Genomic DNA, 26,122 nt, shown 5'->3' with positions numbered 1-26,122 from the left:
GCTTGAGAGGACCAGATTGGCATCATCGCTGACCAGCTTTTCCGACGAGGCCCGCATTGCGCTGGATACCATTGCCGGTCGCGCCACCGGGCTTCTTTCGCCGTCGCTGCGCCTGGGCGTGACCGGCCTGTCGCGCGCCGGCAAGACGGTGTTCATCTCGGCCCTCGTCCACAACCTGATCCATGGAGGCCGCCTGCCGCTGTTCGAGGCGCAGAAATCCGGCCGCATCGCCCGCGCCTTCCTGGAGCATCAGCCCGACGACGCCGTGCCGCGCTTCCAGTACGAGGACCATGTGGCGGCGCTGGTGGACGAGCGCGTGTGGCCGGACTCCACCCGCGCCATCTCCGAGCTTCGCCTCACCATAGAATATGAATCGGCGTCCGGCTGGGGGCGCATGTTCTCGCCCGGACGGCTTTCGCTGGACATTGTCGACTATCCCGGCGAATGGCTGCTCGACCTGCCGCTGCTGGGAAAGTCCTTCGCCGATTTCTCGCGCGAGGCCTTCGAACTGGCGGCGCTGCCGGTGCGTGCGGACCTGTCGCGGGAATGGCGCAGCCTGTCGGCCGGGATCGACGCGCAGGCCGGCGCCGACGAGATGACGGCCCGGCGGCTGGCCGAAAGTTTCGCCGCCTATCTCAAGGCCTGCAAGCACGACGAGCGGGCGCTCTCGACCCTGCCGCCGGGCCGCTTCCTGATGCCGGGAGACATGGAAGGCTCCCCTGCCCTGACCTTCGCGCCGCTGCCCGACCTGAGCGACGGCCGGCCGCACGCCGGCTCGCTGCATGCGATGATGGAGCGGCGCTACGAAGCCTACAAGACGCATGTGATAAAGCCGTTCTTCCGCGAGCATGTCGCGCGCCTCGACCGGCAGATCGTGCTGATCGACGCGCTTCAGGCGCTCAATGCGGGCCCGGCCGCCATGGCCGACCTCGAACGCGCCGTGACGGAGATCCTCGCCTGTTTCCGCCCCGGGCGCGGCAGTCTTTTCACCGACCTTTTCTCGCGCCGCATCGGCCGCATCCTGATCGCGGCGACCAAGGCCGATCATCTCCACCACGAGAGCCACGACCGGCTCCAGGCCATCGTGCGGCGGCTGGCCGAGCGCGCCATCGCGCGCGCCAACTTCACCGGCGCCGATGTCGACGTGGTGGCCATGGCGGCCGTGCGGGCCACGCGCGAGGGCACCGTGAAACAGGGGCGCGAGACATTGCCCGTCATCATCGGCACGCCGCTGGCGGGCGAGCGCATCGGCGGCGAAACCTTCGACGGAAATACGGAAACAGCCATATTTCCCGGTGACTTGCCGGAAAAGGTTGAAGCCGTGTTCAAGGACATTAAGGCAACACCCAAGGCGCCCGACGCCGACCCGGCCATCCGCTTCGTGCGTTTCCGGCCGCCAAGGCTGGAGCGCACGGCCGAGGGGGTGGCGCTGTCGCTGCCGCACATCCGGCTGGACCGGGCCTTGCAGTTCCTGATCGGAGATCGCCTCGCATGACCGAACCGCGCAAGCCGGCCGCGTTCCGTATCGAGCCGGAACCGAAACCAGCGTCGACCGGTGCCGCCGCGACAGCCGCGGAACCGCAGCGCCGGCCGCGCGCGGTCAAACCGGCGGAAGCGGTGGTCATCGCAGATGCCGTGGACGCATTCGCCGAGCCCGACATCGTCGCGGCGGAACCGCCGCCGGCGATCGCGCCGCGCAAGCGCTCGATGCTTGCCACGGTCTTCTTCGGCGCGCTCGGCGTGCTTGTGTCGCTGGCCGTCGGCCTGTGGACGGACCGGCTGATCCGCGACCTGTTCGAGCGCGCGCCGTGGCTGGGCTGGTTCGCCGCCGGCATGGCCGGCCTGGCGCTGGTGGCGCTGGTGGCCCTGCTGGCGCGCGAGTTCCTGGCCATCCGGCGGCTGGCAGAGGTCGAAAAGATGCAGTCGCGCGCGCTGGACGCCTTCGCCCGCAACGACCCGAAGGCGGCGCGGGCGCTGGTGGACGAGTTGTCGGCCTTCGTCGCCGCCAGGCCGCAGACCGCCGCCGGCCGCAAAACCCTGGAAGGGCTGCGCGGCGAGGTCATCGACGGCACCGATCTCTTGAAGCTGGCCGAAACGGAAATCCTGCGGCCGCTCGACGAGCGTGCCAAGGTGCTGATTCTCGACGCGGCCAAGCGCGTCTCGCTGGTCACCGCCGTCAGCCCGCGCGCGCTGGTCGACGTCGCCTATGTCACCTTCGAGGCCGGGCGGCTGATCCGCCGCCTGTCGGAACTCTATGGCGGCAGGCCCGGCACGCTGGGCTTCCTGCGGCTGGCGCGCGGCGTGCTGGCGCACCTGGCGGTGACGGGTTCGATCGCCGTCGGCGACAGTTTCGTCCAGCAGATCGTCGGCCACGGCCTGGCGGCCCGCCTGTCGGCCAAGCTCGGCGAAGGCGTGGTCAACGGCATGATGACGGCACGCATCGGCATCGCCGCGATGGAGACGACGCGCCCCCTGCCCTTCACCGCCGCAAAGCGCCCGGGCCTCGGCGATTTCCTGTCGGCCCTCACCGCCTACGCCACCGGCCGCAAGCGTGCGCCGGGCACTCCCGACGCTTGACCCGAACCCATTTTTCGTAAAGCTCTGCCACGCGGCAGTGACGAAGCATTAACCAATCTTCTTCATGGTCCGGCTATCCCTTCCGCGTGTCTTTCGTTGCCTGGTGTCGTTCATGAAGAGCATGTTCCTGTCCGCCGTACTGCCTCTCGCGATCGCCGCCTCGGCGTCGGCCGGTGTTGCGGCAAGCGCGTCCGCCGGCGAGCGGGACGTCGACTTCTTCCGCACCGTCGAAGGCAAGTGGGTCGGCCCCGGCGAGATCGTCGCCGGCAAGTACAAGGGCACCAAGTTCACCTGCAATTTCACCGGCTCCACGCCGGCCGGCAAGGTCGGCATGTCGCTGGACGGCGGCTGCCGCGTCGGCGTCTTCAGCCAGCCCATGTCGGCTTCCGTCGAGCGCAAGGGCCGCGCCGGCTACAAGGGCAGCTTCATGGGAGGCGCCTCCGGCAACGGCCTCGACATCGTCGCAGGCAGCGTGGTCGACCAGCGCAAGGTGGTCTTTTCCATCAACCGCAACCAGTTGCGCGGCGTCATGCAGGCGCGCGTGCCCGACGACAATTCCATGATCGTCACGGTTTCGGTAAAGGTCGAGGACCAGATGGTGCCGGTGATCGGCATGAACCTGAAGCGCGTGGACGCGGCTTCGGTCGGCGCGGTCGCCAAGAACTGACGGCCAAGGCGCGTCGCGCCGATCCGTTTCCTTCCTGCCGGATACGGCCTTCGGGCGATGTGCCGCGCGCGGCCGGAATTGCCCCTGTCCATTCGCCGTCGCAGCCCCTATCTTTGCCGCTCGGCCCTGCCGCGCCGCGGCGCGGCGCGAAGGATCGGACACATGCATGTCGGCTGAGGTTTCGGGCACCGATCTTACCCAGGTGGTGGCGCTTCTGGCGGCCGGCGTGGTCGCGGTGCCGATCTTCAAGCGCGCCGGTCTGGGCTCCATCCTCGGCTATCTGGCCGCCGGCCTCGTCATCGGCCCGTTCGGCCTGCGCGTCTTCTCCGATCCTCAGGCCATCCTCCACGTCGCCGAACTCGGCGTGGTCATGTTCCTGTTCATCATCGGGCTGGAGATGCAGCCTTCGCGGCTGTGGGGGCTGCGCGGCGAGATCTTCGGCCTCGGCACGCTCCAGGTCGGCATCTGCGCGGCACTGCTGACGCTGGCCGGCCGGCTGGGCGGCTTTTCCTGGGCGCAGTCCTTCGTGGGAGGGGCCGGCTTCGTGCTGACCTCGACCGCCATCGTCATGCAGCTTCTGGAGGAACGCGGCGACATCGCCGTGCCGAAGGGCCAGCGCATCGTCTCCATCCTGCTGTTCGAGGACCTGATGATCGTGCCGCTGCTGGCGGCGGTGGCCTTCCTCGCGCCGGGCGGAAGCGAGACGACCCTGTCCGAACGGCTGACGGAAGTCGGCATCGGCATCGCCGCCATCGTCGGCCTGATCGTGGCAGGACGCTACCTGCTCAACCCCTTCTTCCGCATCCTGGCCGATGCGCGCGCCCGCGAGGTGATGACGGCCGCTGCCCTGCTGGTGGTGCTGGGATCGGCACTCGTCATGCAACTGTCGGGCCTGTCCATGGCCATGGGCGCCTTCCTGGCCGGCGTGCTGCTTTCCGAATCGACCTTCCGCCACCAGCTCGAAGCCGATATCGAGCCCTTCCGGGGCATATTGCTCGGCCTGTTCTTCCTGGCGGTCGGCATGTCGCTGGACCTTGCCGTGGTGGCACAGGACTGGCGGCTGGTGGCCGTCTATGTGGTGGCCTACATGGTCGCCAAGGCATTCGGCATCTATATCGTGGCGCGGCTTCTGCGGACCCGCCACGAAGAAGCGCTGGAACGCGCCGTGCTGATGGCGCAGGGCGGCGAGTTCGCCTTCGTGCTCTATTCGTCGGCCGCTGCCGTCGGCATCATCGATGCGCGCGCCAATTCGGTGCTGACCGCTATCGTCATCCTGTCCATGGTGCTCACCCCGCTGGCCATCGTGGCGCTGCGCCGCCTCGGCCCGCGCGACGAGCAGTCGCTGTCCGACGTGGAGGTGGCGGACGGACTGACCGGCTCGGTGCTCATCATCGGCTTCGGCCGATTCGGCCAGATCGTCAGCCAACCCCTGCTGCTGCGCGGCGTGGACGTGTCGATCATCGACAACGACGTGGAGATGATCCAGGCGGCGGCCGATTTCGGCTTCAAGGTGTATTACGGCGACGGCACGCGCCTCGACATCCTGCACGCGGCCGGCGCCGGGCGCGCCCGGGCCGTGCTCGTATGCGTGGACAAGCCCGAGACGGCCGTCCGCATCGCCGAGCTTCTCAAGGCGGAGTTCCCGTTGGTGACGGTGCTCGCCCGCGCCTACGACCGGGGCACTGCGCTGCAACTCATCCACGCCGGGGTGGACTACCAGTTGCGCGAGACCTTCGAATCGGCGCTGGTGTTCGGTGGCTCCACGCTGGAGGCGCTGGGCGTCGATCCCGAAGACGTGGCCGATACGATCGAGGACGTGCGCCGCCGCGACGACGCGCGGCTCGACATGCAGCTTTCAGGCGATATCCGCGACGGCCGCAACTTCCTCCAGGGAAATATCGCCACGCCCGTGCCGGCCCCGCTCGCCCAGCCGCGCCAGGCGGGCCGCGCCCTGAGCGAGGAGACCGCCGACATGTTGAGAAACCCACAGGACAGGACCAGCCCGTCATGACCCAGCCCGACGCCATCACGACCTTGCCCGACGAAAGAGCGCTCGCCGTGACCGCCTTCTGGCGCGAAGCCGGGCGCGATGCGTGGTTCAGTAAGGACGAGGCCTTCGACGACGGGTTCCGAAGCCGCTTTCTCGACCTGCACTACATGGCGGCCAGGCGCGAACTGGACGATTGGGCTGACCACCCGGAAGGCTCGCTGGCGCTGATGATCCTGCTCGACCAGTTCCCGCGCAACTGTTTCCGCGGCACCGGCCATATGTTCGCGACCGATCCGCTAGCGCGGCACTTTGCGGCAAGGGCAATCGAGGCCGGGCACGATCTGGCTGTCGAGCAGGAGGTGCGCGTCTTTCTCTATCTGCCATTCGAGCATTCGGAGGACATGGCCGACCAGGAACGCTCGGTCGAGCTCCACAAGGCCCATGCCGAGGGCGAGCTTGAATATGCCGTCGACCACCGCGACATCATCGCCCGCTTCGGTCGTTTTCCGCATCGCAACTGCGCGCTCGGGCGCGAGACGACGCGCGAGGAGCAGGCCTTCCTCGACGGCGGTGGGTTTTCCGGCTGAGAGGGGCCGCTCGTCAGGCCGCCGGCGATGCGGAATTGCCGGCTCGCCACCAGCCCTGCCCGGTTGGCAGCCTTTCGATGCCGGCGGCATCCATGGCGGCCAGCCGTTCGGAAACGCTGCGGCCGGCAACGACCAGGCCGGGCGCGATTTCGGCCAGAGGCGCGAGCACGAACGCGCGCTCCAGCATGCGCGGATGCGGCACGTCCAGCCCCACCTCGTGGATGGCGCGGTCGCCGAAGACCAGTATGTCGACGTCGATCAGCCGCGGCCCCCAGCGCTCCTCGCGCACCCGCTTCAGTCGGCGCTCGATTTCCAGGCAGAGGTCCAGCAGGCCGCGCGGGGCCAGCGTGGTCGAAAGCTCGGCAGCCGCGTTGAGGAAATCCGGCTGGTCGGTCTTGCCCCAGGGCGGCGTGCGGTAGAGCGAGGAGACGCGCACCACCGTCGTGCCGGCGTCCTCGTCCAGCATGCGCAGCGACTTGCCCATGGAGGCTGCCGGATCGCCGAGATTGCCGCCCAGGCTGACGAAGACGGCGCTCGCGCCCGAATTATTGCGGCCAGACAACTGTCACCTCGACATGGTCGAGCACGCCGCGCACCGGAGCGTTGGGCTTGCGCACGGTGATCTCGGCCTGCACGATCTGCGGGAAGCGCACGGTGAGGGCCTTGGCCACCTCCAGCGCCAGCGATTCGATGAGGAAGCGGCGGGCCCCGGTGATGATCTTCTCGATCAGTTCGAAGGCGACGCCGTAGTCCACGGTGGCCTCGATGGCGTCCTCCTCCAGCGCGCGGCCGGGGTCGACGGTCAGTGCCGCGTCCACGTAGAAGCGTTGGCCGAGCGTCTCCTCCTCGTCCAGCACGCCGTGGCGGGCGAAGAAGGCGCAGTTCTTCATGCGGATCGTGTACATCAAGGCAGGTCCTGCAAGGCGGTCTGTCGGGTCACAATAGCATCGGCGACGGCCAGCGCGTCCACGTTGATTGCGACATCGTGGACGCGAAACAGATGCGCCCCCTTCAGCCGCAAGACGACGCTGGTGGCCGCCGTTCCGGCCGCGCGGTCGGCGGCGTCGCGACCCGTCACCGTGCCGAGAAAGCGCTTGCGCGAGGTGCCGACCGCCAGCGGAAAGCCGAGCGCGTGCAGTTCCCCGAAGCGCACCATCAGGTCCAGATTGGCCTCGGCCGTCTCCTTGGCGAAGCCGAAGCCTGGATCGAGCATGATGCTTTCGCCGCGCACGCCGGCCTGTCTGGCGATCTCCAGCGATCTTTCGAGGAAGAAGAACTGATCCTCAATGACGTCGGGCAGGATCTCCCGTTCCCGGCCGGTGTGCATGATGACCAGCCCGGCCCCCGTCCGAGCCGCGACCTCGGCTATACCGGGCTCGCGCTGGAGGCCCCAGACGTCGTTGACGATATGGGCACCGGCGGCCACCGCCAGCCGCGCCGTCTCGGCGCGATAGGTGTCGACCGAGATCAGCGCCTCGCCCGCTGCCGCCAGGGCCTCGATCACCGGCAGCACGCGGTCCTGCTCCTCGGCCGCGCCGATCGGCGCGGCGCCGGGCCGGGTCGATTCGCCGCCCACGTCCACGACAGCCGCGCCCTCGGCGATCATGCGCCGGGCCTGCGCCAGGGCGAGGCCGGCGGTATCGAACAGGCCGCCATCGGAAAAACTGTCCGGCGTGACATTGAGGATGCCCATCACCACGGCCTTCTCGCCGAGGTCGAGGTGGCGGCCATGCGCCAGTTGCCATCGTCTCATCATCATTGCCGGTCAACCATGGCCGCAGACAGGACCGACCCTTCATGGGTTTTCCGTTGCGCCGGCAACGGCCCTAACGCAAGGTGGAAGCAGAGGCAACATGATGAAACGTCCCCTGCTCTGCGTTCTTGTCCTGCTCTTGGCCGCATTTCCGGCCGAGGCGGCTTCGCTGGTCAAGACCTACAGCTATTTCACCATACGCGGGCACACGCTCGACCAGATCCAGGACCAGCTCAACAGCCACGGTCCACAGGTGAAGACCACCGGGCTGCGGCATCCGGGCGCCACGCAGATGCGCTTCACCACCCGCATCGGCTATGCCCAGCAACCGGGTTCCTGCTCCATCGTCTCGGCGGAGGTGACGATCCGCACCAGCGTCATCCTGCCCAGGTGGCGTCCGCGCGGCAAGGTCGATCCGGGGGTGCGGCTTTTCTGGGACACGCTTTCGGCCGACATAAAGCGCCACGAGGAGCGGCATGTCGAAATCGCCAAGAACTACGGCCGCGAGTTGGAGGACGCGCTGAAGGCGAGTTGGCCGCAGAAGACCTGTCAGGCCGCGACCGCCAAGGCCGGTGAGATCAGCGCCGCTATTCTCGCCCGCCACGACAAGGCGCAGGCCGAGTTCGACCGGGTCGAACTCATCAACTTCGAAAGCCGCATCCTGCGGCTCATGCGCTACCGCCTGGAGCGCATGGAAGCCGCAGCGGGCCGACAGATCAACTAACGGCTGTCCTAGGGTCAGGACCTGTTAATTTGGTTGGAATGGCGTTCGAGATGGCAAGAGATGCGAGGAAAAGTCCGAAGAGCGGGGCGGTTCCCCCGGTCGAGGACTTTGACGCGGCAGATCGACGCCAGCTCGATCGTCCTTCGGATCGGGCGGATTTGCACGGGCTGCTTTGTCGCAAGGCCTTGAAAGGCTTCAGCCTTCCTGCGGCCTTGCTTCGCGCATCCGCACAAATCCGCTCCGACCATTCCAACCAAATTAACAGGGCCTGACCCTAGCCTACACCTACACCAGCCGGCTCTGCGCGATCGCCGCCTCGATGAAGGAGGCGAACAGCGGATGCGGGTCCAGCGGCCGGCTCTTCAATTCGGGATGGTACTGCACGCCGATGAACCAGGGATGGTCGGGATATTCGACCGTCTCCGGCAGCACGCCGTCCGGCGACATGCCGGCGAACACCAGCCCGCACGCCTCCAGCCGCTCGCGATAGTCGATATTGACCTCGTAGCGATGGCGGTGGCGCTCGGAAATGTCGGTGCTGCCGTATATGTCGGCGATCTTGGAGCCCGGCGCCAGCCGTGCCTCATAGGCGCCGAGCCGCATGGTGCCGCCGAGATCGCCGACCGCCTGCCGCTTCTCCAGCATGTTGCCCTTGAGCCATTCCGTCATCAGGCCGACGACAGGCTCCTTGGCGGGGCCGAATTCGGTGGACGAGGCATTCTCGATGCCGGCCAGCGAGCGCGCGGCCTCGATGCAGGCCATCTGCATGCCGAAGCAGATGCCGAAATACGGCACCTTGCGCTCGCGCGCGAACTTGGCGGCCAGGATCTTGCCTTCCGAGCCGCGCTCGCCGAAGCCGCCGGGAACGAGGATGCCGTGAACCTTTTCCAGGAACGGCGCCGGATCCTCCTTCTCGAAGATCTCGCTTTCGATCCAGTCGAGCTTGACCTTGACGCGATTGGCGATGCCGCCATGCGACAGCGCCTCGATCAGCGACTTGTAGGCGTCCTTCAGCCCGGTGTACTTGCCGACGATGGCGATGGTGACCTCGCCTTCCGGGTTGTGGATGAGCCTCGAAACGCCCTGCCACGGCTCCATGCGCGGCTTCGGCGCGGGATCGATGCCGAAGGCGGCCAGGACTTCCGAATCCAGCCCTTCCTTGTGATAGGCCATCGGCACGTCGTAGATGTGGCCGACATCCAGCGCCTGGATGACGGCGCTCTCGCGCACGTTGCAGAACAGCGACAGCTTGCGCCGCTCTTCCTTCGGTATGGCGCGATCGGCGCGCACCAGAAGGATGTCGGGCGCGATGCCAATGGAGCGCAGTTCCTTCACCGAATGCTGGGTGGGCTTGGTCTTCAGCTCGCCCGCGGCCGGAATCCACGGCATCAGCGTCAGGTGCACGTAGACGGCGTTGTTGCGCGGCAGATCGTTGCCGAGCTGGCGGATCGCCTCCAGGAACGGCATGGCCTCGATGTCGCCGACCGTGCCGCCGATCTCGCACAGCACGAAATCGAACTCGTCATTGCCGTCGAGGACGAAATTCTTGATCTCGTCGGTGACGTGCGGGATCACCTGAACGGTGGCGCCGAGATAGTCGCCGCGCCGTTCCTTCTCGATGATGTTCTGATAGATGCGGCCGGTGGTGATGTTGTCGTTTCGGTTGGCCGAGCGGCCGGTGAAGCGCTCGTAATGGCCGAGGTCGAGGTCGGTCTCGGCCCCGTCGTCGGTGACGAACACCTCGCCGTGCTGGTAGGGGCTCATCGTGCCCGGGTCGACGTTTAGATAGGGGTCGAGCTTCTTGATGCGCGCGCGGTAGCCGCGCGCCTGCAACAGGGCTCCGAGAGCCGCCGCGGCAATGCCTTTACCAAGTGAGGAGACCACGCCGCCGGTGATGAATACATATCGCGCCATGGGAACCATCGCATAACGCGGCTGGAACGATTCCGCCAGAGGAAAAACCGCCGCGAAGGCTTTTCCAGGCAAGTCGAAGCGCCCGAACGGGCAAAACAAAAGGGCCGGTCCGAGCCGGCCCTTTCGCCAGATTGTGCCGCTGCGTCAGAGAATGACGACCTTGGTGCCCATCCGCACGCGGCTGTAGAGGTCCATCACATGCTCGTTGATCATGCGGAAGCAGCCGTTCGAGGCGCTGGTGCCGATCGTCTGCGGAGCGACGGTGCCGTGGATGCGCAGATGCGTGTCCTTCTTGCCCTGATAGAGGTAGATGGCGCGCGCGCCAAGGGGGTTCTCGCCGCCGCCCGGCATTCCGTCCTTGTACTGGCCGTAATGCTTCGGCTCGCGTTCCTGCATCTCCTTGGTCGGAATCCAGCGCGGCCATTCCTGCTTGTCGCCGACGGAGGTCTCGCCCTTGAACTGCAACCCTTCCTTACCGACGGCAATCGCATAGCGGCGCGCCGTCGAGCGGGTTTCCACGAGATAGAGGCGCCGCTCCTGCGTGTCGATGACGATGGTGCCCGGCTCATAGCCGGAGAACGTCACTTCCTGCGGCACGAATTCCGGCCTCACCTGGAAGGGACGCTTCTCGTTCTTCTTTCGCAGGGCCGAATCGAGCGCGCGGGTTTCCGGCAGCAGCGAGATCGAGGACGTGGTGCCGCCGAACAGGCCGGCGAACAGGCCGCTGCTTTGCTTCCGCTCAACCGTTTCGGAGCGCAGTTCGCCATTGTTGCCCGACAGCATGACGCTCTGCGCCTCCGGCGGAATCGCCTCCTCGGCCTGCAGGATGGGCTTCAGCGGCGCGACCGGCCGCACAGGAGCCGCCGCCGCGGCCTTGACTGCGAACTTGCCGCTTTCGCGCTTGGCGAGGAAGGCCTCCCGCTCGGCCTTGGCCCGGGCCTTGGCGGCCTCGCGCATGGCCAGTTTCTTGGCCTCGACGGCCTTGGCCTGGGCGATCGCCCGCTCGGCCGCGACCTGCTTTTCCAGTTCCTTGATGCGAGCCAGGTCCTCGTTGGTCGGCTTCTTCTTTTTCTTGAGCTGCCTCAACTCGGCCGCCGGGCTCTTGGCGGCCGCCAGCATCACATCAGTCGCCGCGCCACCCTCCGGCGCCTGAAGAGCCGGCATGGCCGCATGAGCGGGCATGCCAAATGAGAACGCCGCGCAAAGGCCGGCGAGAATGAAGCTGCGAAGCTGCATGGCGAAATTTCCGATCAGAAAGCGTGTTGCCCACGGCGCCGCCCGGCGCCTCGCAGGACGCCGAATATGCCGCAGGGCAGCTATAAGCGATTGAGTGCCGTGGCCTCAAGCGGCGCCGCGGCGAATCGCAGCGCCAATGCGCCATTTGTCGCCACTGTGTTCAAACAACAACAGGTTGCGGCGGGGATGCGCGAAACAGGGCTTACTGGTTCGGAACCTGCGGCTGCGCAGGCTGGGTCGCCTCGCCTGCCGGCGGCGTGGCGGAAGCCGGCGCGGCCTCGGAAGCGGGTGCGGCCGCATCGCTGCCGGAGGGCGGCGTCGGCGCCTTGCTCTCATTCGGAGCGGCGGGCGGCAGCGCGCCCGGCAACTGGTCGAGAACGCCCTTGCCCGCGCCCTGCTCGGTGGCCGGCACGCGATCCAGGATATCGATCGGCTTTTCGCCGTAGCGGGCGAGGATCGAAAGAATGAGCGAGGTGGCGAAGAAGGCCGCCGCCAAGATCGCCGTGGTGCGCGTCAGCGCGTTGGCCGCACCGCGCGCGGTCATGAAGCCGGAACCGCCGCCGATGCCGAGACCACCGCCTTCCGAGCGCTGCATCAGCACCACGCCCACAAGCGCGAGCACGACCATGAGATGCACGACGATCAGTACGGTTTCCATTCTCTATCCTGGCAAGGCTGGCGCGGGCGCACGCGGCGCCGGGTCATCGGAGGCGGCTCAATACAATGCTTTGGCGGCATTTCCAAGCCCGCGCCCTGAATATGGGTCGCGTGGCCGGATTATCAAACCGTCTGGGCGCCGCATCAGATGGAACGATAGGCTTCCGCGATGGCGAGGAAATCCGCAGCCTTGAGGCTGGCGCCGCCGACCAGCGCGCCGTCCACATTGGCCACGCCGAGCAGTTCCACCGCGTTGGAAGGCTTGACCGAGCCGCCGTAAAGGATGCGCATCTTTGCCGCAGCCGACCCCAGCTTCTCGGCAAGCCGCTCGCGTATGTGCCGGTGCGCCTCCGCTACGTCCGCCACGGTCGGTGTAAGCCCCGTGCCGATCGCCCAGACCGGCTCATAGGCCAGGATGGCGTTCTGTGCCGTGGCGCTTGCCGGCACGGACCCGGCTATCTGGCGCGCCAGCACGTCGAGCGTGGCATCGGCCTCGCGCTCGGCCTTGGTCTCGCCGATGCAGATGATGGCCGTCAGCCCCGCCCGCCAGGCGGCACGCGCCTTGGCCTGCACGGTGGCGTCGTCCTCGCCATGGTCGATGCGGCGCTCAGAATGGCCGACGATGACGTGGCTGGCGCCCGCGTCCTTCAGCATCTCGGCCGAGATGTCTCCGGTATGGGCGCCGCTCTCGTCGGCGTGGCAGTCCTGGCCGCCGACGCGCACCGGCGTGCGGGACACCGCCTCTGCCGCCCTGGTGAGCAGCGTCGCGGGCACGCAGACGAGCGCCTCGGTTTCCGCGTCGAGCCCGCCCATGAAGCCGTTGCCGATCATCCTCAACTCGTTGAGCGAGGCTCCGGTGCCGTTCATTTTCCAGTTCCCGGCGACGAGCGGGCGAATCCCTGGTGTCATCGATCTGACCTCCGAAGCGGCCGGCTGGGCCTGTTGCGAACACCGGCTTCACTACCAAAATCGAGGCACAAAGCAATCGACACTGGCCGTGAAGGAGGCTATTGCCCTTTCATCTGTCAAATTGGACGTGGCAATGCTCGGTACCTTAAGAGATGCGGCTGGAACCTGGGTGGCCAAGGCGCTGCTTTCCCTGCTCGTGGTGAGCTTTGCCGTGTGGGGCATATCCGGGCGGGTCATGGGCACGATCGCCGGTCATCACTCCGTCATCACGGCCGGCGGCACCACGGTTTCCGTCACCGAATACCGCCTGGCCTATGACCGCCAGATCAACGCGCTGTCCCAGCAGTTCGGCCAGCGGCTGACGACCGAGCAGGCGACCGCCCTGGGGGTCCAGAACCAGGTCCTGGCCGGGCTGGTTTCCGGCGCGCTGCTGGACGAGCAGGCCCGCAAGCTCGGCCTCGGCCTGTCCAAGGACCGGCTTGCACAGCTCACCCATACCGATCCCGCGTTCAAGGGCGCCGACGGCCAGTTCGACCGGCGCATGTTCGACTACGTGCTGCGCCAGGTCGGCATGCGGCCGGAAGACTATCTGAAAAACCGCTCCCAGGTCGCCGTGCGCCAGCAGATCGTGGAGGCCGTGTCGGACGGGCTCAAGACCCCCGACACCTTCCTGAAGGCGGTCGCGCTCTATCGGGGCGAGGACCGCACGATCGACTATGTCGTGTTGCCCAGGTCGCTGGTCGAGCCGATCGATCCGCCGTCCGCCAGCGCGCTTTCGGCCTATTTCGAAGAAAACAAGAAGGCCTACGCGGCGCCCGAATACCGCAAGTTCTCCTATGTGCGGCTCGAGCCGCAGGATATCGTCGACACGAGTTCGATCACCGACAGCGAGGTCGCCGCCGACTACGAAAAGAACAAGGACCGCTACACCACGCCGGAAATGCGCACCGTGGAGCAGCTCGTGTTCAAGTCGGCCGAGGCCGCCACAGCCGCCGCCGACTCGCTGAAGGCCGGCGCCACCTTCGACAAGCTGGCCGCAGCAGAGGGCAAGACCGAGGCCGACACGGTGCTCGGCACCCTGTCCAAGGACAAGATTCCCGACAAGGCCGTGGCCGATGCCGCCTTTTCGCTCAATCTCAATGAGGTGAGCCCTGTCGTGAAGGGCGCCTTCGGCCCCGTGCTGCTGCGCGTCACCGAGATCAAGCCGCAGGTGGTGAAGCCGCTGGCCGAGGTTTCCGACCAGATTCGCAAGGAACTGGCGCTCGTGGAGGCGAACCGCGTGCTGCCCGACACGCACGACGCCTATGAGGACGCACGCGCCGCCGGCGAGACGATGCAGGAAGCCGCCAACAAGATGAAGCTCAAGGTCGTGACGGTGGACGCCATCGACCGCGCCGGGCAGCACCCCGACGGCACCGTCGCGGCGGGGCTGCCCGAGTCCGCAGCCCTGATCCGGGCGGTGTTCGACGCCGAGACCGGCGCCGAGAACGAAGGGCTGAGCACGGCCGATGGCGGCTACGTCTTCTACGAGGTCAACGCGGTGACCCCTGCCCGCGACCGCACGCTGGACGAGGTGCGCGAGAAGGTCGTCGCGGACTGGACGAAGGCGGAGGCCGAGAAGCGCCTCAGCGCCAAGGCCGACGAACTGGAGAAACAGGCCAGGAACGGCGCCTCGCTCGACACGATCGCCGGCGGGCTGAACCTGGAAAAGCAGACCAAGCGCGGCCTGAAGCGCGAGGCCGACGACGCCGATTTCGGCAAGGAGGGCGCAGCCGCCATGTTCGGCGTTCCGGATGGAGCGGTGGGCGTGGTGCCGGCGCCGACGGGCGAGGCCGAGATCCTGTTCAAGGTGGCGGAAGTGTTCGAGCCGGCCGGCGCCGACGCCGGCTCGGTGCCCGAGGAGGCGCGCAACGCCTTCGCCTCCGGCATGGCCGACGACATGCTCGACGAACTGGTGGCGAAATTGCAGACGCAATACGACGTGCGCATCGACCAGACCGCGATCGCCCAGGCGATGAACCAATGAGCGCGCTCAAGACCCACATAGCCAAGGTGGCCGCGGGCGCGCCCCTGTCCTTCGAGGAAGCGCGCGAGGCCTTCGACATCATCATGTCGGGCGACGCCACGCCGGGCCAGATCGGCGGCTTCCTGATGGCGTTGCGGGTGCGCGGCGAAACCGTGAGCGAGATTTCCGGCGCGGTCGCCACCATGCGCGACAAGATGCTGCGAGTGAACGCGCCGGAGAACGCCATCGACATCGTCGGCACCGGCGGCGACGGCTCGCACAGCCTCAACATCTCCACCGCATCCGCCATCGTCATCGCCGGCTGCGGCGTGCCGGTGGCCAAGCACGGCAATCGCGGGCTCTCCTCGCTCACGGGCGCCGCCGACGTGCTGACCGCGCTCGGGATCAAGATCGACCTGTCGGCGGAGGCGATCGGGCGCTGCATCCGCGAGGCCGGCGTCGGCTTCATGTTCGCGCCGGCGCATCATCCGGCCATGAAGCATGTCGGCCCCACGCGCGTGGAACTGGGCACCCGCACCATCTTCAACCTGCTCGGACCGCTTTCGAACCCCGCCGGGGTCAAGCGCCAGCTCGTGGGCGTGTTCGCGCCGGAATGGATCGTGCCGGTTGCCGAGACGCTGAAAGCGCTGGGCGCCGAGCATGCCTGGGTGGTGCATGGCGACGGCTATGACGAGATCACCACCACCGGAGAGACTTCGGTGGCCGAGCTGGCGGACGGCGAGATCCGCACCTTCACGCTCCAGCCGGAAACCTTCGGCCTCAAGCGGCACGGCCGCGAGGCGCTGCGCGGCGGGGATTCGGCTTTCAACGCCAAGGCCCTGCGGGCGCTGCTCGACGGCGCGCCAGGCGCCTATCGCGACACCGTACTGATGAACGCCGGTGCCGGCCTCGTGGTCGCCGGCGTCGTGACCCGGCTGGAGGACGGCATCCTGAAGGCCGCCGGCGCCATCGACAGCGGCCGCGCGCGCGACGTGCTGAAGAAGCTCGTCGAGGTCTCCAACGAGCAGGAAGATGGCTGACATCCTCAAGAAGATCGAGGCCTACAAGCGCGACGAGATCGCCGCTGCCAAGGCGCGCGTGCCTCTGGGCGAGATCGAGGCGCGGGCGAAGGACGCCGATGCGCCGCGCGGGTTCCTGGCCGCGCTCGAAGCCCGGCGCGGGCAAGGCCGCTTCGCCCTGATCGCGGAGATCAAGAAAGCCAGCCCTTCCAAGGGCCTGATCCGCGCCGATTTCGATCCGCCGGCGCTTGCCAGGGCCTATGCCGCCGGCGGCGCGGCCTGCCTGTCGGTGCTGACGGACGCGCCGTCCTTCCAGGGCGCGCCGGAATTCCTCACCGCGGCGCGCGCCGCCTGCCCGCTGCCGGCGCTGCGCAAGGATTTCCTGTTCGACCCCTATCAGGTCTATGAAGCGCGCGCCTGGGGCGCCGACGCCATCCTCATCATCATGGCCAGCGTCGACGACGCGCTCGCACGCGAACTGGAAGAAGCCACTTTCTCGCTCGGCATGGATGCGCTGGTGGAGGTGCATGACGAAGCCGAGATGGAACGCGCGCTGAAACTGTCGTCGCGGCTGATCGGCATCAACAACCGCAACCTGCGCACCTTCGAGACCAGTCTGGAAACGTCCGAGCGGCTGGCTGCCATGGTCCCGCCCGACAGGCTGCTGGTGGGCGAGAGCGGCATCTTCACCCATGCCGACTGCCAGCGGCTGGCGCAAAACGGCATCGGCACCTTCCTCGTCGGCGAGAGCCTTATGCGCCAGCAGGACGTGACCGCGGCAACCCGCGCTCTTCTCGGGCTAGACACGGCTGCGGAGGCCGTCTGAGCTCATGTCCGGCCGCCCTGCCCTCACCCATATCGGCCGGCAAGGCGAGGCGCACATGGTCGATGTCGGCGAAAAGGCCGAGACCCAGCGCACCGCCGTGGCCGAGGGTTTTGTCCGCATGCTTCCGGAGACGCTCGCGACCATCCTGGAAGGTAATGCGAAGAAAGGCGACGTGCTCGGCACGGCCCGCATCGCCGGCATCATGGCGGCCAAGAAGGCGCACGAGCTGATCCCGCTCTGCCACCCGCTGCTGCTGACCAAGGTTTCCGTGGAGATCGAACCGGACGAAGCCCTGCCCGGCCTGAGGGTCACGGCGCTCGCCCGGGTAACGGGCAAGACCGGCGTGGAAATGGAGGCGTTGACGGCGGCCTCGGTCGCCTGCCTGACCATCTACGACATGGCCAAGGCCGTGGACCGGGCCATGACGATTTCCGGCATACGGCTGGTCGAGAAAACCGGCGGAAAGTCCGGCGACTACAAGGCTGACGCGTGATGGCACTCATCCCGATTTCGGAAGCGCTCGACCGCCTGCTCGAAGGCGCAGACGCGCTGCCGGCCGAGAGCGTCGCGCTGGCCGATGCCTGGGACCGCGTGCTGGCGGCGCCGCTCATGGCGCTGCGCACCCAGCCGCCCTTCGATGCCTCGGCCATGGACGGCTATGCCGTGCGCGGCAGGAACGTGGCGACTGCGCCTGCGCGGCTGCAAGTGGTGGGCACGGCGGCCGCGGGCCACAGCTTCGGGGGGCGCGTGGGCGATGGCGAAGCCGTGCGCATCTTCACCGGCGCACCGCTGCCGGCGGATTGCGACACCGTCGTTATCCAGGAGAACGTGCGCGACCTGGGCGACGGCGCCATAGAGGTGCTGGAGCCGGCCTCAATGGGCCGCAACGTTCGCAAGGCCGGCCTCGACTTCGCGGAAGGCGACCTGCTGCTGGAGGCCGGGCGCCGGCTCGACGCGGCAGCCCTGTCCCTGGCGGCGGCGGCCAACCATCCGCGCCTGGACGTGGTGCGGCGGCCGCTGGTCGCCATCGTCGCCACCGGCGACGAACTGGCGACGCCAGGCAGCGCCATCGGCCCCGACCAGATCATCGCATCGAACGCCTACGGCGTGGCGGCCGCCGCACGCTCCGTGGGCGCCGCGACACTCGACCTCGGCATCGCGCCGGACAGCCGCGAAGCCATCGCCGCGCTCGTGCGCAAGGCGGTCGCAGCCGGCGCCGACGTGATCGTGACGCTCGGCGGGGCCTCGGTCGGCGACCATGATCTGGTTCACGACGTGCTGACGGCGGAAGGCATGAAACTGGGCTTCTGGCGCATCGCCATGCGTCCCGGCAAGCCGCTGATGTTCGGCCGGCTGGACGGCATTCGCTGCCTCGGCCTGCCGGGCAACCCGGTGGCGAGCCTGGTGTGCTCGCAGCTTTTCCTCAAACCCCTGCTTTCGCGCCTCGGCGGCCGGCCGTTCAGACAGGACATGCGCGAGGCGCGCCTCGGCATCGCCATGGCCGCGAACGACCGTCGCCAGGATTATGTGCGCGCGGTGGTGGTGAAGGAAGACGAAGGCGCGCTCGTGGCGACGCCTTTCGGCACGCAGGATTCCTCGATGCTGAAGATGATGGCCGACGCCAACGGCCTCGTCATCCGCGAGCCGTTCGCTCCGGCCGTCGAGGAAGGAGCCGCCTGCCGCGTGCTCATGCTGCGCTGAGCCCCATACCGGCCGGGCGAGAACATCGAGGAAGATACCCCTGTCGAAATCTCTACAGGGTCGAAATCTCTGCAGGGTGGTGAGCCGGGAGGGGATCGAACCCTCGACCACATGATTAAAAGTCACGTGCTCTACCGCTGAGCTACCGGCCCGTCCTGGCATTCCGGCCGCGACGGAATTTCCGTTTCGCAACCTTCCGGCCGCGCGGCGGAAAAGCCGCGTTCGCCTCGGCAACCGGACGCGCCTGCCGCTGCGTTTCCGAGGCTTCTCACGCCCCGAAATTGCGGCGGAACATAGGGAGCGAGCTTCGGCCGGTCAACCGGAAAAAGCGCCCCGCCACAGGAGTTTGCGGCTGCCCCTGCACCGGAAGGCGCGGCGCGGCGGATTTGGCGCCGGACGGGCAAAAGCTTGACTTCGCGGAACAAATGCCACCTCCCTTCGTTTCCCCGTGGGACGTCAAGCAAGGAGAAGATTCATGAAGAAGCTGATGCCAGGTCTTCTGGCGGCCGCCTTGGGCGTTTCGCTCGTTGCCGCCGAGATCACGGCGGCCAACGCCCAGTCGGTTTACGTGCCGCAGAAGCCCGTGGCCTCCTCCGATCTCCAGACCGTGCAGTGGAGAGGGCGTGAACGGGTGATCCGTCGCGGCGGCGACCGCGTCGTCCGTCGCGGCGGCGACTACTACTGGCGCGGGCATCGCGGCTATCGCAACTATCGGCCCGGCTATCGCCGCCATGGCGATCTCTGGTTCCCGCTGGGGGCCTTCGCGGCCGGGGCGATCATTTCCGGTGCCCTCGCCAATGACCGCCCGCCACCTGCGGCCTACGGCAATGCCCATGTGAACTGGTGCTCGCAGCGCTATCGTAGCTATCGGGCCTACGACAACACCTGGCAGCCCTATAACGGCCCGCGCCGCCAATGCGTTTCGCCGTATTGACGGACGGCTGGCCCCGACAGGCAAAGACGGCCGCGCCGGCGACGGCGCGGCCTTTCACGTGGCGCTCAAGGTGCGTCGCACCGCATCGCGCCAGCCTTTCAGCTTGGCGGCCCGCGTGGCGGCGTCCATCTGCGGCTCGAATCGCCGGTCGAGCGCCCAGCTTCGGGCGAATTCGTCCGCCGCCGGCCATACTCCCGCCTCGGCACCGGCCAGCCATGCCGCGCCCAGCGCCGTCGTCTCCAATATCGTGGGCCGGTCCACCGGCGCGTCGAGGATGTCGGCCAGGCGCTGCATGGTCCAGTCGGAGGCGACCATGCCGCCGTCCACCCGCAGGACGGTCCTCGCCGCCTTTTCCTGCCAGTCCTTTTTCATCGCGTCCAGCAGGTCGCGCGTCTGGTAGGCGACCGATTCCAGCGCGGCGCGCGCAAATTCCGCCGGCCCCGAATTGCGGGTGAGGCCGAAGATGGCGCCGCGCGCCTCGGCATCCCAGTGCGGCGCGCCGAGCCCGACAAAGGCCGGGACGAGATAGACATCCTGGGCGGGGTCCGCCTCGGCGGCAAGCATGCCGCTGTCTCCGGCCTTGCCGATCACCTTCAGTCCGTCGCGCAGCCATTGCACGGCTGCGCCCGCCACGAAGATGGAACCTTCCAGCGCATAGGTGGTCTTGCCGGCCAGGCGATAGGCGATGGTGGTGAGCAGGCGGTTTTTGGAGCGCACCATGTCGGTGCCGGTGTTCAGCAGGGCAAAGCAGCCGGTGCCGTAGGTGGATTTCATCATGCCCGGCTCGAAGCAGGCCTGGCCGATGGTGGCCGCCTGCTGGTCGCCGGCCACGCCGCAGATCCTTGTCCGCGCGCCGAACAGCGTTTCGTCCGTTGTGCCGAAATCATCGGCGCAATCCTTCACCTGCGGCATCATCTGCGCCGGGATGTCCAGAATGCCGAGCAGATCCTCGTCCCAGGCATTGTCGGCTATGTTGTAGACCAGCGTGCGCGAGGCGTTGGTGGCGTCGGTGACATGCGCCCTGCCGCCGGTCAGCCGCCAGATCAGGAACGAATCGATCGTGCCGGCCAGCAATTCGCCCTTTTCGGCCCTTTTCCTCGCGCCCTGCACCCTGTCCAGAATCCAGGCGATCTTGGTGCCGGAGAAATAGGGGTCGAGCAGCAGTCCGGTCCTGCGGGTGAATTCCGGTTCCAGCCCCTGTTTCTTGAGCCTGGCGCAAAGCGGCGCGGTGCGCCGGTCCTGCCACACGATTGCCGGGTGGATCGGCCTGCCGGTCGCCCTGTCCCAGATGACGACGGTCTCGCGCTGGTTGGTGATGCCGATGGCGGCGATCTCGCCGGCCTGCCGCCCGGCCTTTTCGAGCGCCGCCTTCACGCTCGCCACCACGCTCGACCAGATCTCCTCCGGGTCATGCTCGACCCAGCCGGAAGCCGGAAAATGCTGGGTAAACTCCTGCTGGCCGACGCCCGCCATCCTCATGGCGCCGTCGAACAGGATCGCTCGGCTCGAAGTCGTGCCCTGGTCGATCGCCAGGATATGGCCGGTCATATTCCCCCCTCTTGCACGCACCGCCCGACCCTATCCCGCCGCCGCTCGATGCGGCCCTTTCGCAGGTTGCAGGAAATCTTCCAGCGCCGCCACCTGCGCGGGGCTGAAATGCAGCCCGCGCTTGGTCCTTCGCCACAAAATGTCCTCGGCCGTCCGCGCCCACTCGTTGTCGACGAGATAGCGCACCTCCGCTTCGTATAGCTCGGCGCCGAAGTCGCGGCCAAGCTCGGCCTTCGATCCGGCGGAACCGAGCAGGACACGGGCGCGCGTGCCGTAGAGCCGGGTGAGCCGCCGCGCCAAACCGGCGCCGAGAAAGGGATAGTCGGCGGCAAGCCGCTCCGCCTCCGCTTCGAAGCCGGTGGCCGGGAAATCCCCGCCCGGCAAAGGCGCCTCGGCCGTCCACGGCGCGCCGCGCCGGCCAAGAAAAGCCTCGATCTTGTCCAGCATCGCTTCCGCGAGCCGGCGATAGGTGGTGATCTTGCCGCCGAAGGCGTTGAGCAGGGGAGCCTCGCCTTCCCCGCCATCGGCCTTCAGTACGTAGTCGCGCGTCGCCTCCTGCGCCCTGGAGGCGCCGTCGTCATAGAGCGGCCGCACCGCCGAATAGGTCCACACGATGTCGTCGCGCCGCACGGCTTCCGCAAAATATTCGCTTGCCGCCGTGCACAGATAGTCGATCTCCTCCTCGCTGATGCGCACGTCGTGCGGATCGCCCGGGAAATCCCGGTCCGTGGTGCCGATCAGCGTGAACTCGTCCTCATAGGGGATGGCGAAGATGATGCGGCCGTCACGGTTCTGGAAGAAATAGGCGCGCGGGTCGTCGAACTTCTTCCGTACCACGATATGGCTGCCCTGCACCAGGCGCACATTATGCACCTCCGACAGGCCCACCGTGTGGGAAAGCACATGATCCACCCACGGGCCCGCCGCGTTGACCAGCAGGCGCGCCCTCACCTGCTCCGTGGCGCCGGTGCGCCGGTCTTCCAGCGTACAGGTCCACAACCCATTTTCGCGCCGGGCTGCCGCCACCCTGGTGCGCGTGCGGATCACCGCGCCGCGGTCGGCGGCATCGCGCGCGTTCAGCGCCACCAGCCGCGCGTCGTTGACCCAGCCGTCCGAATATTCGAACGCCTTGGAAAACAACGGTTTCAGCGGCACGCCGGCCGGGTCCGTGCGCATGTCCAGCGTGCGGGTGGGCGGCAGCAGCCGGCGCCCGCCGATGTGGTCGTAGAGGAACAGGCCGAGCCGCAGCAGCCAGGCGGGCCGCAACCCGGCCGCATAGGGAAGCACGAAGCGCAGCGGCCAGATGATGTGCGGCGCGTTGCGCCACAGCACCTCGCGCTCCATCAACGCCTCACGCACCAGCCGGAATTCGTAGAACTCCAGATAGCGCAGCCCGCCATGGATCAGCTTGGTGGAGCCGGAGGAGGTACCGCTGGCAAGATCGTCCATCTCCGCCAGGAAAACCGAAAATCCGCGGCCGGCCGCATCGCGCGCGATGCCGCAACCGTTGATGCCGCCGCCGATGACCAGGATGTCATGGATGGGGTTTTCGCCCAAAGATCCCTCCTGGCGACTTCGCATTGCAGCATTTTCGGCTTTCACGAAAATGTGGAGGAATTATTCCGAAATAGAAACGCGTGTCAAACGAAATTATGGCAATGAAAACCGCCGTTCGTACCGGCTTCAGGGCAGCGCGGTCTCGACCAGCTTGACGTCCGATTCCGCGCAGATACGGCGGATGGCGGGGATGTCGCAACGGTCGGTGATGAAGGTGTCGACCTGCGACAGATGGCCGATGCGCACCGGCGCGGTGCGCTCGAACTTGGTGCGGTCCGAAACCAGTATCACGTGCCGCGCATTGGCGATGATGGCCTGGGCCACCTTCACCTCGCGGAAGTCGAAATCCAGCAGCGCGCCGTCATGATCGATCGCCGAGGCGCCGATGACGGCATAGTTGACCTTGAACTGCTTGATGAAATCCACCGCGGCCTCGCCCACGATACCGCCGTCCGACCCGCGGACGACCCCGCCGGCAATCACCACCTCTATGGAAGGATAGACCCGCATCCTATTGGCGACATTGATATTATTTGTGATGACCATAAGGCCGGAATGGTCGAGAAGCGCCTTGCTGACCGCTTCCGTGGTGGTGCCGATATTGATGAACAGCGAAGCGCTGTCGGGGATGATGCGCGCAGCCGCCCGCCCGATCGCCTCCTTCTCCTCGGCCGCGATCTTGCGCCGCGCCTCGTATTCCATGTTCTCGATGCCGGAGGGAAACAGAGCCCCACCATGGATTCGGGTCAGAAGCCGCTGGTCGCACAAATCGTTGAGATCCTTGCGGATCGTCTGCGGCGTGACCTTGAAATGGCTCGCCAGGTCGTCCACCAGAACGCGGCCATGATCCTTGGCCAACTGGATGATCTCGGAATGACGCGGCGACAGATACATCGGCCCTCTCCACCGTTTTCGTTTTTCTTAGCAATAGCTGAAAACGAAAGCAGTGGAAAGGAAAAGTCGGGGTGTGCGCCGCAAGGCGCCGCCGTTCAGAAGGCGCGGAAGGTCACCGTCGTGAAGGTGTCCTTGATGCCGGGGATCACCTGCACCTTCTGGTTGACGAAGTGACCGATATCCTCGTCGTCCTCCAGATAGAATTTGGCCAGCAGGTCGTACTGCCCGGCCGTCGAATAGATTTCCGATGCGATCTCGGCGTCCGCCAACTCGCTGGCGACTTCATAGGCCTTGCCGAGGTCGCACTTTATCTGCACGAAAAACGCCTTCATCGCCTCGCTCCACTTGCGCCGGGTCTTCGGCCTTGTGACAGACCGGAGGCTGCCTTTCAAGCCGGGGCCGGCCGCCGGCGCCATCGCCTCACAGCGGCGCGATGTCGCCGCGCGCCCAGCCCTCGGAAATTTCCTGCGCCCGTTCCGCAAACGCGCCGGCCTCGATCGCGGCGCGGATATCCTGCATCAGCTTCTGATAGTAGGAAAGATTGTTCCAGGTCAGAAGCATCGCCCCCAGCGCCTCCTGCGAGCGCACCAGATGATGCAGATAGGCCCTGCTGTAATCGCGCGCGGCTGGGCAGTCGCTCTCCTCGTCCAGCGGGCGATGGTCGTCGGCATGGCGGGCGTTGCGCAGGTTCACCTTGCCGCGCCGGGTGTAGGCCAGCCCGTGCCGCCCTGCCCGCGTGGGCATGACGCAGTCGAACATATCGATACCCCGCGCCACCGATTTCAGGATATCGTCGGGCGTGCCGACGCCCATCAGGTAGCGCGGCTTGTCGGCGGGCAGTTCGGGACAGGTGGCGTCGAGCATGTCCAGCATCACCGCCTGCGGCTCGCCCACGGCAAGCCCGCCCACCGCATAGCCCTTCAGGTCCATGGCGGCCAGCGCCCGGGCCGAGCCGACCCGCAGGTCTGCCACGTCGCCGCCCTGCACGATACCGAACATGGCCTTTCCCGGCTGACTGCCGAAGGCCGCCTTGCAGCGCTCGGCCCAGCGCAGCGACAATTCCATCGCCCGCTCGATTTCGGTGCGCGGCGCCGGCAGCGCGGTGCACTCGTCGAGCTGCATCTGGATGTCGGAATCGAGCAGTCCCTGGATCTCGATCGAGCGCTCCGGGGTCATCTCGTAGGGCGCGCCGTCGATATGCGAGCGGAAGGTCACGCCATGGTCGGTCAGCTTCCTCAGCTTGGACAGCGACATGACCTGGAAACCGCCGCTGTCGGTCAGGATCGGGTGCGGCCAGCGGGCGAATTCGTGCAGGCCGCCCAGCCTCGCCATCCGCTCGGCCCCGGGCCGCAGCATGAGGTGATAGGTGTTGCCCAGGATGATGTCGGCGCCGAGGTCGCGCACCTGGTCCATATACATGGTCTTGACCGTGCCGCCGGTCCCCACCGGCATGAAGGCCGGCGTGCGCACGGTACCGCGCGGCATGGAGACTTCGCCGCGGCGCGCCTTGCCGTCGGTGGCCAGCACCTTGAAGGAAAATTCGGAACTCATGTGTCGGCCCTGAACAGCAGGCTGGCGTCGCCGTAGGAATAGAAGCGGTAGCCGCCTGCAATGGCATGCGCATAGGCCGCGCGCATCGTCTCCAGCCCCGAAAAGGCCGAGACCAGCATGAACAGGGTCGAGCGCGGCAGATGGAAATTGGTCATCAGCGCGTCGGCCGTCCGGAAGCGGTAGCCGGGCGTGATGAAGATGTCGGTGGCCCCCGACCAGGCGGCAATGGTGCCGTCCTCGCGCGCGGCGCTCTCCAGCAGGCGCAGCGACGTGGTGCCGACGGCCACGATGCGGCCGCCCCTGGCCCTGGCGGCGTTCAGCGCATCGGCCACGTCCTGCGGCACGAATCCGGTTTCGGCGTGCATTTTATGATCGGCCGTGTCGTCGGCCTTGACCGGCAGAAAGGTGCCGGCTCCCACATGCAGCGTCACGAAGCGGCGCTCGATGCCGGCCGCGTCCAGCGCGGAAAACAGTTCCGGCGTGAAATGCAGGCCGGCGGTGGGGGCAGCCACCGCGCCCTCCTCGCGGGCATAGACGGTCTGGTAGTCGGCCAGGTCGCGCTCGTCGTCGTCGCGCTTCGAGGCAATGTAGGGCGGCAGCGGAATATGGCCGACGGCATGCAGCGCCTCGTCCAGGAAGGGGCCGGAAACGTCGAAGCCGAGCAGCACCTCGCCGCCCTCGCCCTTTTCGATCACCGTGGCGTCGAGCTGGCCGAGAAAACACGAATTGCCGTCATGGCCGAAATGAATGCGGTCGCCGGCGGCGACGCGCTTGCCCGGCCGCATGAAGGCCAGCCAGCGGTCGGGCGCGGTGCGCATGTGCAGCGTGGCCTCCACCTGCGCCACCGCCTCGCCGCGCCGGCGCAGCCCCTTCAACTGGGCGGGTATGACCTTGGTGTCGTTGAACACCAGCACGTCGCCGGGGGCCAGAAGGTCCGGCAGGTCGCGCACGCGCAGGTCGCGCAGCGCTTCACCCGGCTTCACCTCGAGCAGGCGGGCCCGGTCGCGCGGTTCCGCCGGCCGCAGCGCGATGCGCTCCTCGGGCAATTCAAAATCGAACAGGTCCACGCGCAT

At 67.2% G+C, this 26,122-nt stretch carries 25 protein-coding genes and 1 tRNA gene; 12 read left to right on the top strand and 14 right to left on the bottom strand.

The window, feature by feature from the left end:
• Window positions 1-16: 16 nt before the first annotated feature.
• The 5 genes from ACTDI4_RS11580 (at window position 17) to ACTDI4_RS11560 (ending at window position 5,821) form a co-directional block, all read left to right on the top strand.
• Window positions 17-1,495 carry a YcjX family protein gene (locus tag ACTDI4_RS11580; protein ID WP_442841283.1) on the top strand — a complete coding sequence of 493 codons (1,479 nt, stop codon included), beginning with the start codon at window positions 17-19 and terminating at the stop codon, window positions 1,493-1,495.
• A complete protein-coding gene (locus ACTDI4_RS11575) occupies window positions 1,492-2,577 on the top strand; it encodes a YcjF family protein (protein ID WP_442841282.1) in 1,086 nt (361 codons plus the stop codon). The genes ACTDI4_RS11580 and ACTDI4_RS11575 overlap by 4 nt, the downstream gene beginning before the upstream one ends.
• Window positions 2,578-2,689: 112 nt before the next feature.
• Window positions 2,690-3,244 (top strand): hypothetical protein, encoded by a 555-nt coding sequence (locus tag ACTDI4_RS11570; RefSeq protein ID WP_442841281.1) that lies wholly within the window; start codon window positions 2,690-2,692, stop codon window positions 3,242-3,244.
• Window positions 3,245-3,410: 166 nt separating this feature from the next.
• Window positions 3,411-5,255: a monovalent cation:proton antiporter-2 (CPA2) family protein gene (locus ACTDI4_RS11565; RefSeq protein WP_442841280.1), complete on the top strand. Its 1,845-nt coding sequence runs from the start codon at window positions 3,411-3,413 to the stop codon at window positions 5,253-5,255.
• Entirely contained in the window at window positions 5,252-5,821 is a 570-nt protein-coding gene (locus ACTDI4_RS11560; protein WP_442841279.1) for a DUF924 family protein, read from the top strand. The genes ACTDI4_RS11565 and ACTDI4_RS11560 overlap by 4 nt, the downstream gene beginning before the upstream one ends.
• A gap of 13 nt (window positions 5,822-5,834) precedes the next feature.
• On the opposite strand, the gene folK is transcribed toward ACTDI4_RS11560, so the two are convergent.
• From folK to folP, 3 genes are read right to left on the bottom strand one after another with little or no spacing between them, the layout of a single operon-like run.
• A complete protein-coding gene (folK, locus tag ACTDI4_RS11555; protein WP_442841278.1) occupies window positions 5,835-6,383 on the bottom strand; it encodes a 2-amino-4-hydroxy-6-hydroxymethyldihydropteridine diphosphokinase in 549 nt (182 codons plus the stop codon).
• A complete protein-coding gene (gene folB / locus ACTDI4_RS11550; RefSeq protein ID WP_442841277.1) occupies window positions 6,367-6,726 on the bottom strand; it encodes a dihydroneopterin aldolase in 360 nt (119 codons plus the stop codon). The genes folK and folB overlap by 17 nt, the downstream gene beginning before the upstream one ends.
• Window positions 6,726-7,580 (bottom strand): dihydropteroate synthase, encoded by an 855-nt coding sequence (folP, locus tag ACTDI4_RS11545; protein ID WP_442841276.1) that lies wholly within the window; start codon window positions 7,578-7,580, stop codon window positions 6,726-6,728. Before folP ends, folB begins: the two co-directional genes overlap by 1 nt.
• A 94-nt stretch (window positions 7,581-7,674) precedes the next feature.
• On the opposite strand from folP, the gene ACTDI4_RS11540 reads away from it, so the two are divergent.
• Window positions 7,675-8,298: a DUF922 domain-containing Zn-dependent protease gene (locus tag ACTDI4_RS11540; protein ID WP_442841275.1), complete on the top strand. Its 624-nt coding sequence runs from the start codon at window positions 7,675-7,677 to the stop codon at window positions 8,296-8,298.
• A gap of 285 nt (window positions 8,299-8,583) precedes the next feature.
• Here the strand turns inward: ACTDI4_RS11540 and ACTDI4_RS11535 are convergent, their stop codons facing one another.
• The 4 genes from ACTDI4_RS11535 to tpiA all read right to left on the bottom strand — a co-directional run bounded on the left by ACTDI4_RS11535 (window position 8,584) and on the right by tpiA (window position 13,014).
• Window positions 8,584-10,212: a CTP synthase gene (locus tag ACTDI4_RS11535; RefSeq protein ID WP_442841274.1), complete on the bottom strand. Its 1,629-nt coding sequence runs from the start codon at window positions 10,210-10,212 to the stop codon at window positions 8,584-8,586.
• Window positions 10,213-10,356: 144 nt separating this feature from the next.
• Window positions 10,357-11,448, bottom strand: a complete 1,092-nt coding sequence (locus ACTDI4_RS11530; RefSeq protein WP_442841273.1) for a L,D-transpeptidase — start codon at window positions 11,446-11,448, stop codon at window positions 10,357-10,359.
• Between the two features lie 202 nt (window positions 11,449-11,650).
• Window positions 11,651-12,106 (bottom strand): preprotein translocase subunit SecG, encoded by a 456-nt coding sequence (gene secG, locus ACTDI4_RS11525; protein WP_442841272.1) that lies wholly within the window; start codon window positions 12,104-12,106, stop codon window positions 11,651-11,653.
• 143 nt (window positions 12,107-12,249) lie between these two features.
• A complete protein-coding gene (gene tpiA / locus ACTDI4_RS11520) occupies window positions 12,250-13,014 on the bottom strand; it encodes a triose-phosphate isomerase (protein WP_442841271.1) in 765 nt (254 codons plus the stop codon).
• Window positions 13,015-13,147: 133 nt separating this feature from the next.
• Between tpiA and ACTDI4_RS11515 the strand changes: the two genes are divergently transcribed.
• The 5 genes from ACTDI4_RS11515 to ACTDI4_RS11495 are packed head-to-tail and all read left to right on the top strand — an operon-like array spanning window position 13,148 to window position 18,565.
• Window positions 13,148-15,040: a peptidyl-prolyl cis-trans isomerase gene (locus ACTDI4_RS11515; RefSeq protein WP_442841270.1), complete on the top strand. Its 1,893-nt coding sequence runs from the start codon at window positions 13,148-13,150 to the stop codon at window positions 15,038-15,040.
• The gene (trpD, locus tag ACTDI4_RS11510) at window positions 15,037-16,059 is read left to right on the top strand and encodes an anthranilate phosphoribosyltransferase (RefSeq protein ID WP_442841269.1); all 1,023 of its coding nucleotides are present in this window, start codon (window positions 15,037-15,039) and stop codon (window positions 16,057-16,059) included. The genes ACTDI4_RS11515 and trpD overlap by 4 nt, the downstream gene beginning before the upstream one ends.
• Window positions 16,052-16,864, top strand: coding sequence for an indole-3-glycerol phosphate synthase TrpC (gene trpC, locus ACTDI4_RS11505; RefSeq protein WP_442841268.1), 813 nt, complete (start codon window positions 16,052-16,054; stop codon window positions 16,862-16,864). Before trpD ends, trpC begins: the two co-directional genes overlap by 8 nt.
• A 4-nt stretch (window positions 16,865-16,868) precedes the next feature.
• Window positions 16,869-17,357: a cyclic pyranopterin monophosphate synthase MoaC gene (moaC, locus tag ACTDI4_RS11500; protein WP_442841267.1), complete on the top strand. Its 489-nt coding sequence runs from the start codon at window positions 16,869-16,871 to the stop codon at window positions 17,355-17,357.
• Entirely contained in the window at window positions 17,357-18,565 is a 1,209-nt protein-coding gene (locus ACTDI4_RS11495; protein WP_442841266.1) for a molybdopterin molybdotransferase MoeA, read from the top strand. Before moaC ends, ACTDI4_RS11495 begins: the two co-directional genes overlap by 1 nt.
• 77 nt (window positions 18,566-18,642) lie before the next feature.
• Here the strand turns inward: ACTDI4_RS11495 and ACTDI4_RS11490 are convergent.
• Window positions 18,643-18,717: transfer RNA gene (locus ACTDI4_RS11490), tRNA-Lys, on the bottom strand.
• Window positions 18,718-19,040: 323 nt separating this feature from the next.
• Here ACTDI4_RS11490 and ACTDI4_RS11485 point away from each other — a divergent pair.
• A complete protein-coding gene (locus tag ACTDI4_RS11485) occupies window positions 19,041-19,499 on the top strand; it encodes a BA14K family protein (protein WP_442841265.1) in 459 nt (152 codons plus the stop codon).
• A 54-nt stretch (window positions 19,500-19,553) separates the two neighbouring features.
• On the opposite strand, the gene glpK is transcribed toward ACTDI4_RS11485, so the two are convergent.
• The 6 genes from glpK to queA form a co-directional block, all read right to left on the bottom strand.
• The gene (gene glpK / locus ACTDI4_RS11480) at window positions 19,554-21,047 is read right to left on the bottom strand and encodes a glycerol kinase GlpK (protein ID WP_442841264.1); all 1,494 of its coding nucleotides are present in this window, start codon (window positions 21,045-21,047) and stop codon (window positions 19,554-19,556) included.
• A 30-nt stretch (window positions 21,048-21,077) separates the two neighbouring features.
• Window positions 21,078-22,604, bottom strand: a complete 1,527-nt coding sequence (gene glpD, locus ACTDI4_RS11475) for a glycerol-3-phosphate dehydrogenase (RefSeq protein WP_442841263.1) — start codon at window positions 22,602-22,604, stop codon at window positions 21,078-21,080.
• Between the two features lie 126 nt (window positions 22,605-22,730).
• Entirely contained in the window at window positions 22,731-23,498 is a 768-nt protein-coding gene (locus ACTDI4_RS11470; protein WP_442841262.1) for a DeoR/GlpR family DNA-binding transcription regulator, read from the bottom strand.
• A gap of 95 nt (window positions 23,499-23,593) precedes the next feature.
• Window positions 23,594-23,830 carry an Lrp/AsnC ligand binding domain-containing protein gene (locus ACTDI4_RS11465; protein ID WP_442841261.1) on the bottom strand — a complete coding sequence of 79 codons (237 nt, stop codon included), beginning with the start codon at window positions 23,828-23,830 and terminating at the stop codon, window positions 23,594-23,596.
• A gap of 88 nt (window positions 23,831-23,918) precedes the next feature.
• On the bottom strand, window positions 23,919-25,049 hold the full coding sequence (gene tgt / locus ACTDI4_RS11460) for a tRNA guanosine(34) transglycosylase Tgt (protein ID WP_442841260.1): 1,131 nt from the start codon (window positions 25,047-25,049) through the stop codon (window positions 23,919-23,921).
• The gene (queA, locus tag ACTDI4_RS11455) at window positions 25,046-26,122 is read right to left on the bottom strand and encodes a tRNA preQ1(34) S-adenosylmethionine ribosyltransferase-isomerase QueA (RefSeq protein ID WP_442841259.1); all 1,077 of its coding nucleotides are present in this window, start codon (window positions 26,120-26,122) and stop codon (window positions 25,046-25,048) included. Before queA ends, tgt begins: the two co-directional genes overlap by 4 nt.

Origin of the sequence: Mesorhizobium sp. PUT5, from assembly GCF_052216645.1 — a bacterium.
Taxonomy (GTDB): domain Bacteria; phylum Pseudomonadota; class Alphaproteobacteria; order Rhizobiales; family Rhizobiaceae; genus Mesorhizobium.
This window is presented reverse-complemented; position numbering and strand designations above follow the sequence as displayed.

Excerpts from the sequence above, each read along its gene's own strand:
- ACTDI4_RS11540 (WP_442841275.1), top strand. The coding sequence starts at position 7,675 with ATGATGAAACGTCCCCTGCTCTGCGTTCTTGTCCTGCTCTTGGCCGCA.
- ACTDI4_RS11485 (WP_442841265.1), top strand. The coding sequence starts at position 19,041 with ATGAAGAAGCTGATGCCAGGTCTTCTGGCGGCCGCCTTGGGCGTTTCG.
- ACTDI4_RS11495 (WP_442841266.1), top strand. The coding sequence starts at position 17,357 with ATGGCACTCATCCCGATTTCGGAAGCGCTCGACCGCCTGCTCGAAGGC.
- secG (WP_442841272.1), bottom strand. The coding sequence starts at position 12,106 with ATGGAAACCGTACTGATCGTCGTGCATCTCATGGTCGTGCTCGCGCTT.
- tpiA (WP_442841271.1), bottom strand. The coding sequence starts at position 13,014 with ATGACACCAGGGATTCGCCCGCTCGTCGCCGGGAACTGGAAAATGAAC.
- ACTDI4_RS11575 (WP_442841282.1), top strand. The coding sequence starts at position 1,492 with ATGACCGAACCGCGCAAGCCGGCCGCGTTCCGTATCGAGCCGGAACCG.
- ACTDI4_RS11515 (WP_442841270.1), top strand. The coding sequence starts at position 13,148 with ATGCTCGGTACCTTAAGAGATGCGGCTGGAACCTGGGTGGCCAAGGCG.
- moaC (WP_442841267.1), top strand. The coding sequence starts at position 16,869 with ATGTCCGGCCGCCCTGCCCTCACCCATATCGGCCGGCAAGGCGAGGCG.
- ACTDI4_RS11570 (WP_442841281.1), top strand. The coding sequence starts at position 2,690 with ATGAAGAGCATGTTCCTGTCCGCCGTACTGCCTCTCGCGATCGCCGCC.
- ACTDI4_RS11470 (WP_442841262.1), bottom strand. The coding sequence starts at position 23,498 with ATGTATCTGTCGCCGCGTCATTCCGAGATCATCCAGTTGGCCAAGGAT.
- ACTDI4_RS11465 (WP_442841261.1), bottom strand. The coding sequence starts at position 23,830 with ATGAAGGCGTTTTTCGTGCAGATAAAGTGCGACCTCGGCAAGGCCTAT.
- folB (WP_442841277.1), bottom strand. The coding sequence starts at position 6,726 with ATGTACACGATCCGCATGAAGAACTGCGCCTTCTTCGCCCGCCACGGC.
- folP (WP_442841276.1), bottom strand. The coding sequence starts at position 7,580 with ATGATGATGAGACGATGGCAACTGGCGCATGGCCGCCACCTCGACCTC.
- ACTDI4_RS11535 (WP_442841274.1), bottom strand. The coding sequence starts at position 10,212 with ATGGCGCGATATGTATTCATCACCGGCGGCGTGGTCTCCTCACTTGGT.
- trpC (WP_442841268.1), top strand. The coding sequence starts at position 16,052 with ATGGCTGACATCCTCAAGAAGATCGAGGCCTACAAGCGCGACGAGATC.
- queA (WP_442841259.1), bottom strand. The coding sequence starts at position 26,122 with ATGCGCGTGGACCTGTTCGATTTTGAATTGCCCGAGGAGCGCATCGCG.
- glpK (WP_442841264.1), bottom strand. The coding sequence starts at position 21,047 with ATGACCGGCCATATCCTGGCGATCGACCAGGGCACGACTTCGAGCCGA.
- ACTDI4_RS11530 (WP_442841273.1), bottom strand. The coding sequence starts at position 11,448 with ATGCAGCTTCGCAGCTTCATTCTCGCCGGCCTTTGCGCGGCGTTCTCA.
- ACTDI4_RS11560 (WP_442841279.1), top strand. The coding sequence starts at position 5,252 with ATGACCCAGCCCGACGCCATCACGACCTTGCCCGACGAAAGAGCGCTC.
- ACTDI4_RS11565 (WP_442841280.1), top strand. The coding sequence starts at position 3,411 with ATGTCGGCTGAGGTTTCGGGCACCGATCTTACCCAGGTGGTGGCGCTT.
- trpD (WP_442841269.1), top strand. The coding sequence starts at position 15,037 with ATGAGCGCGCTCAAGACCCACATAGCCAAGGTGGCCGCGGGCGCGCCC.
- tgt (WP_442841260.1), bottom strand. The coding sequence starts at position 25,049 with ATGAGTTCCGAATTTTCCTTCAAGGTGCTGGCCACCGACGGCAAGGCG.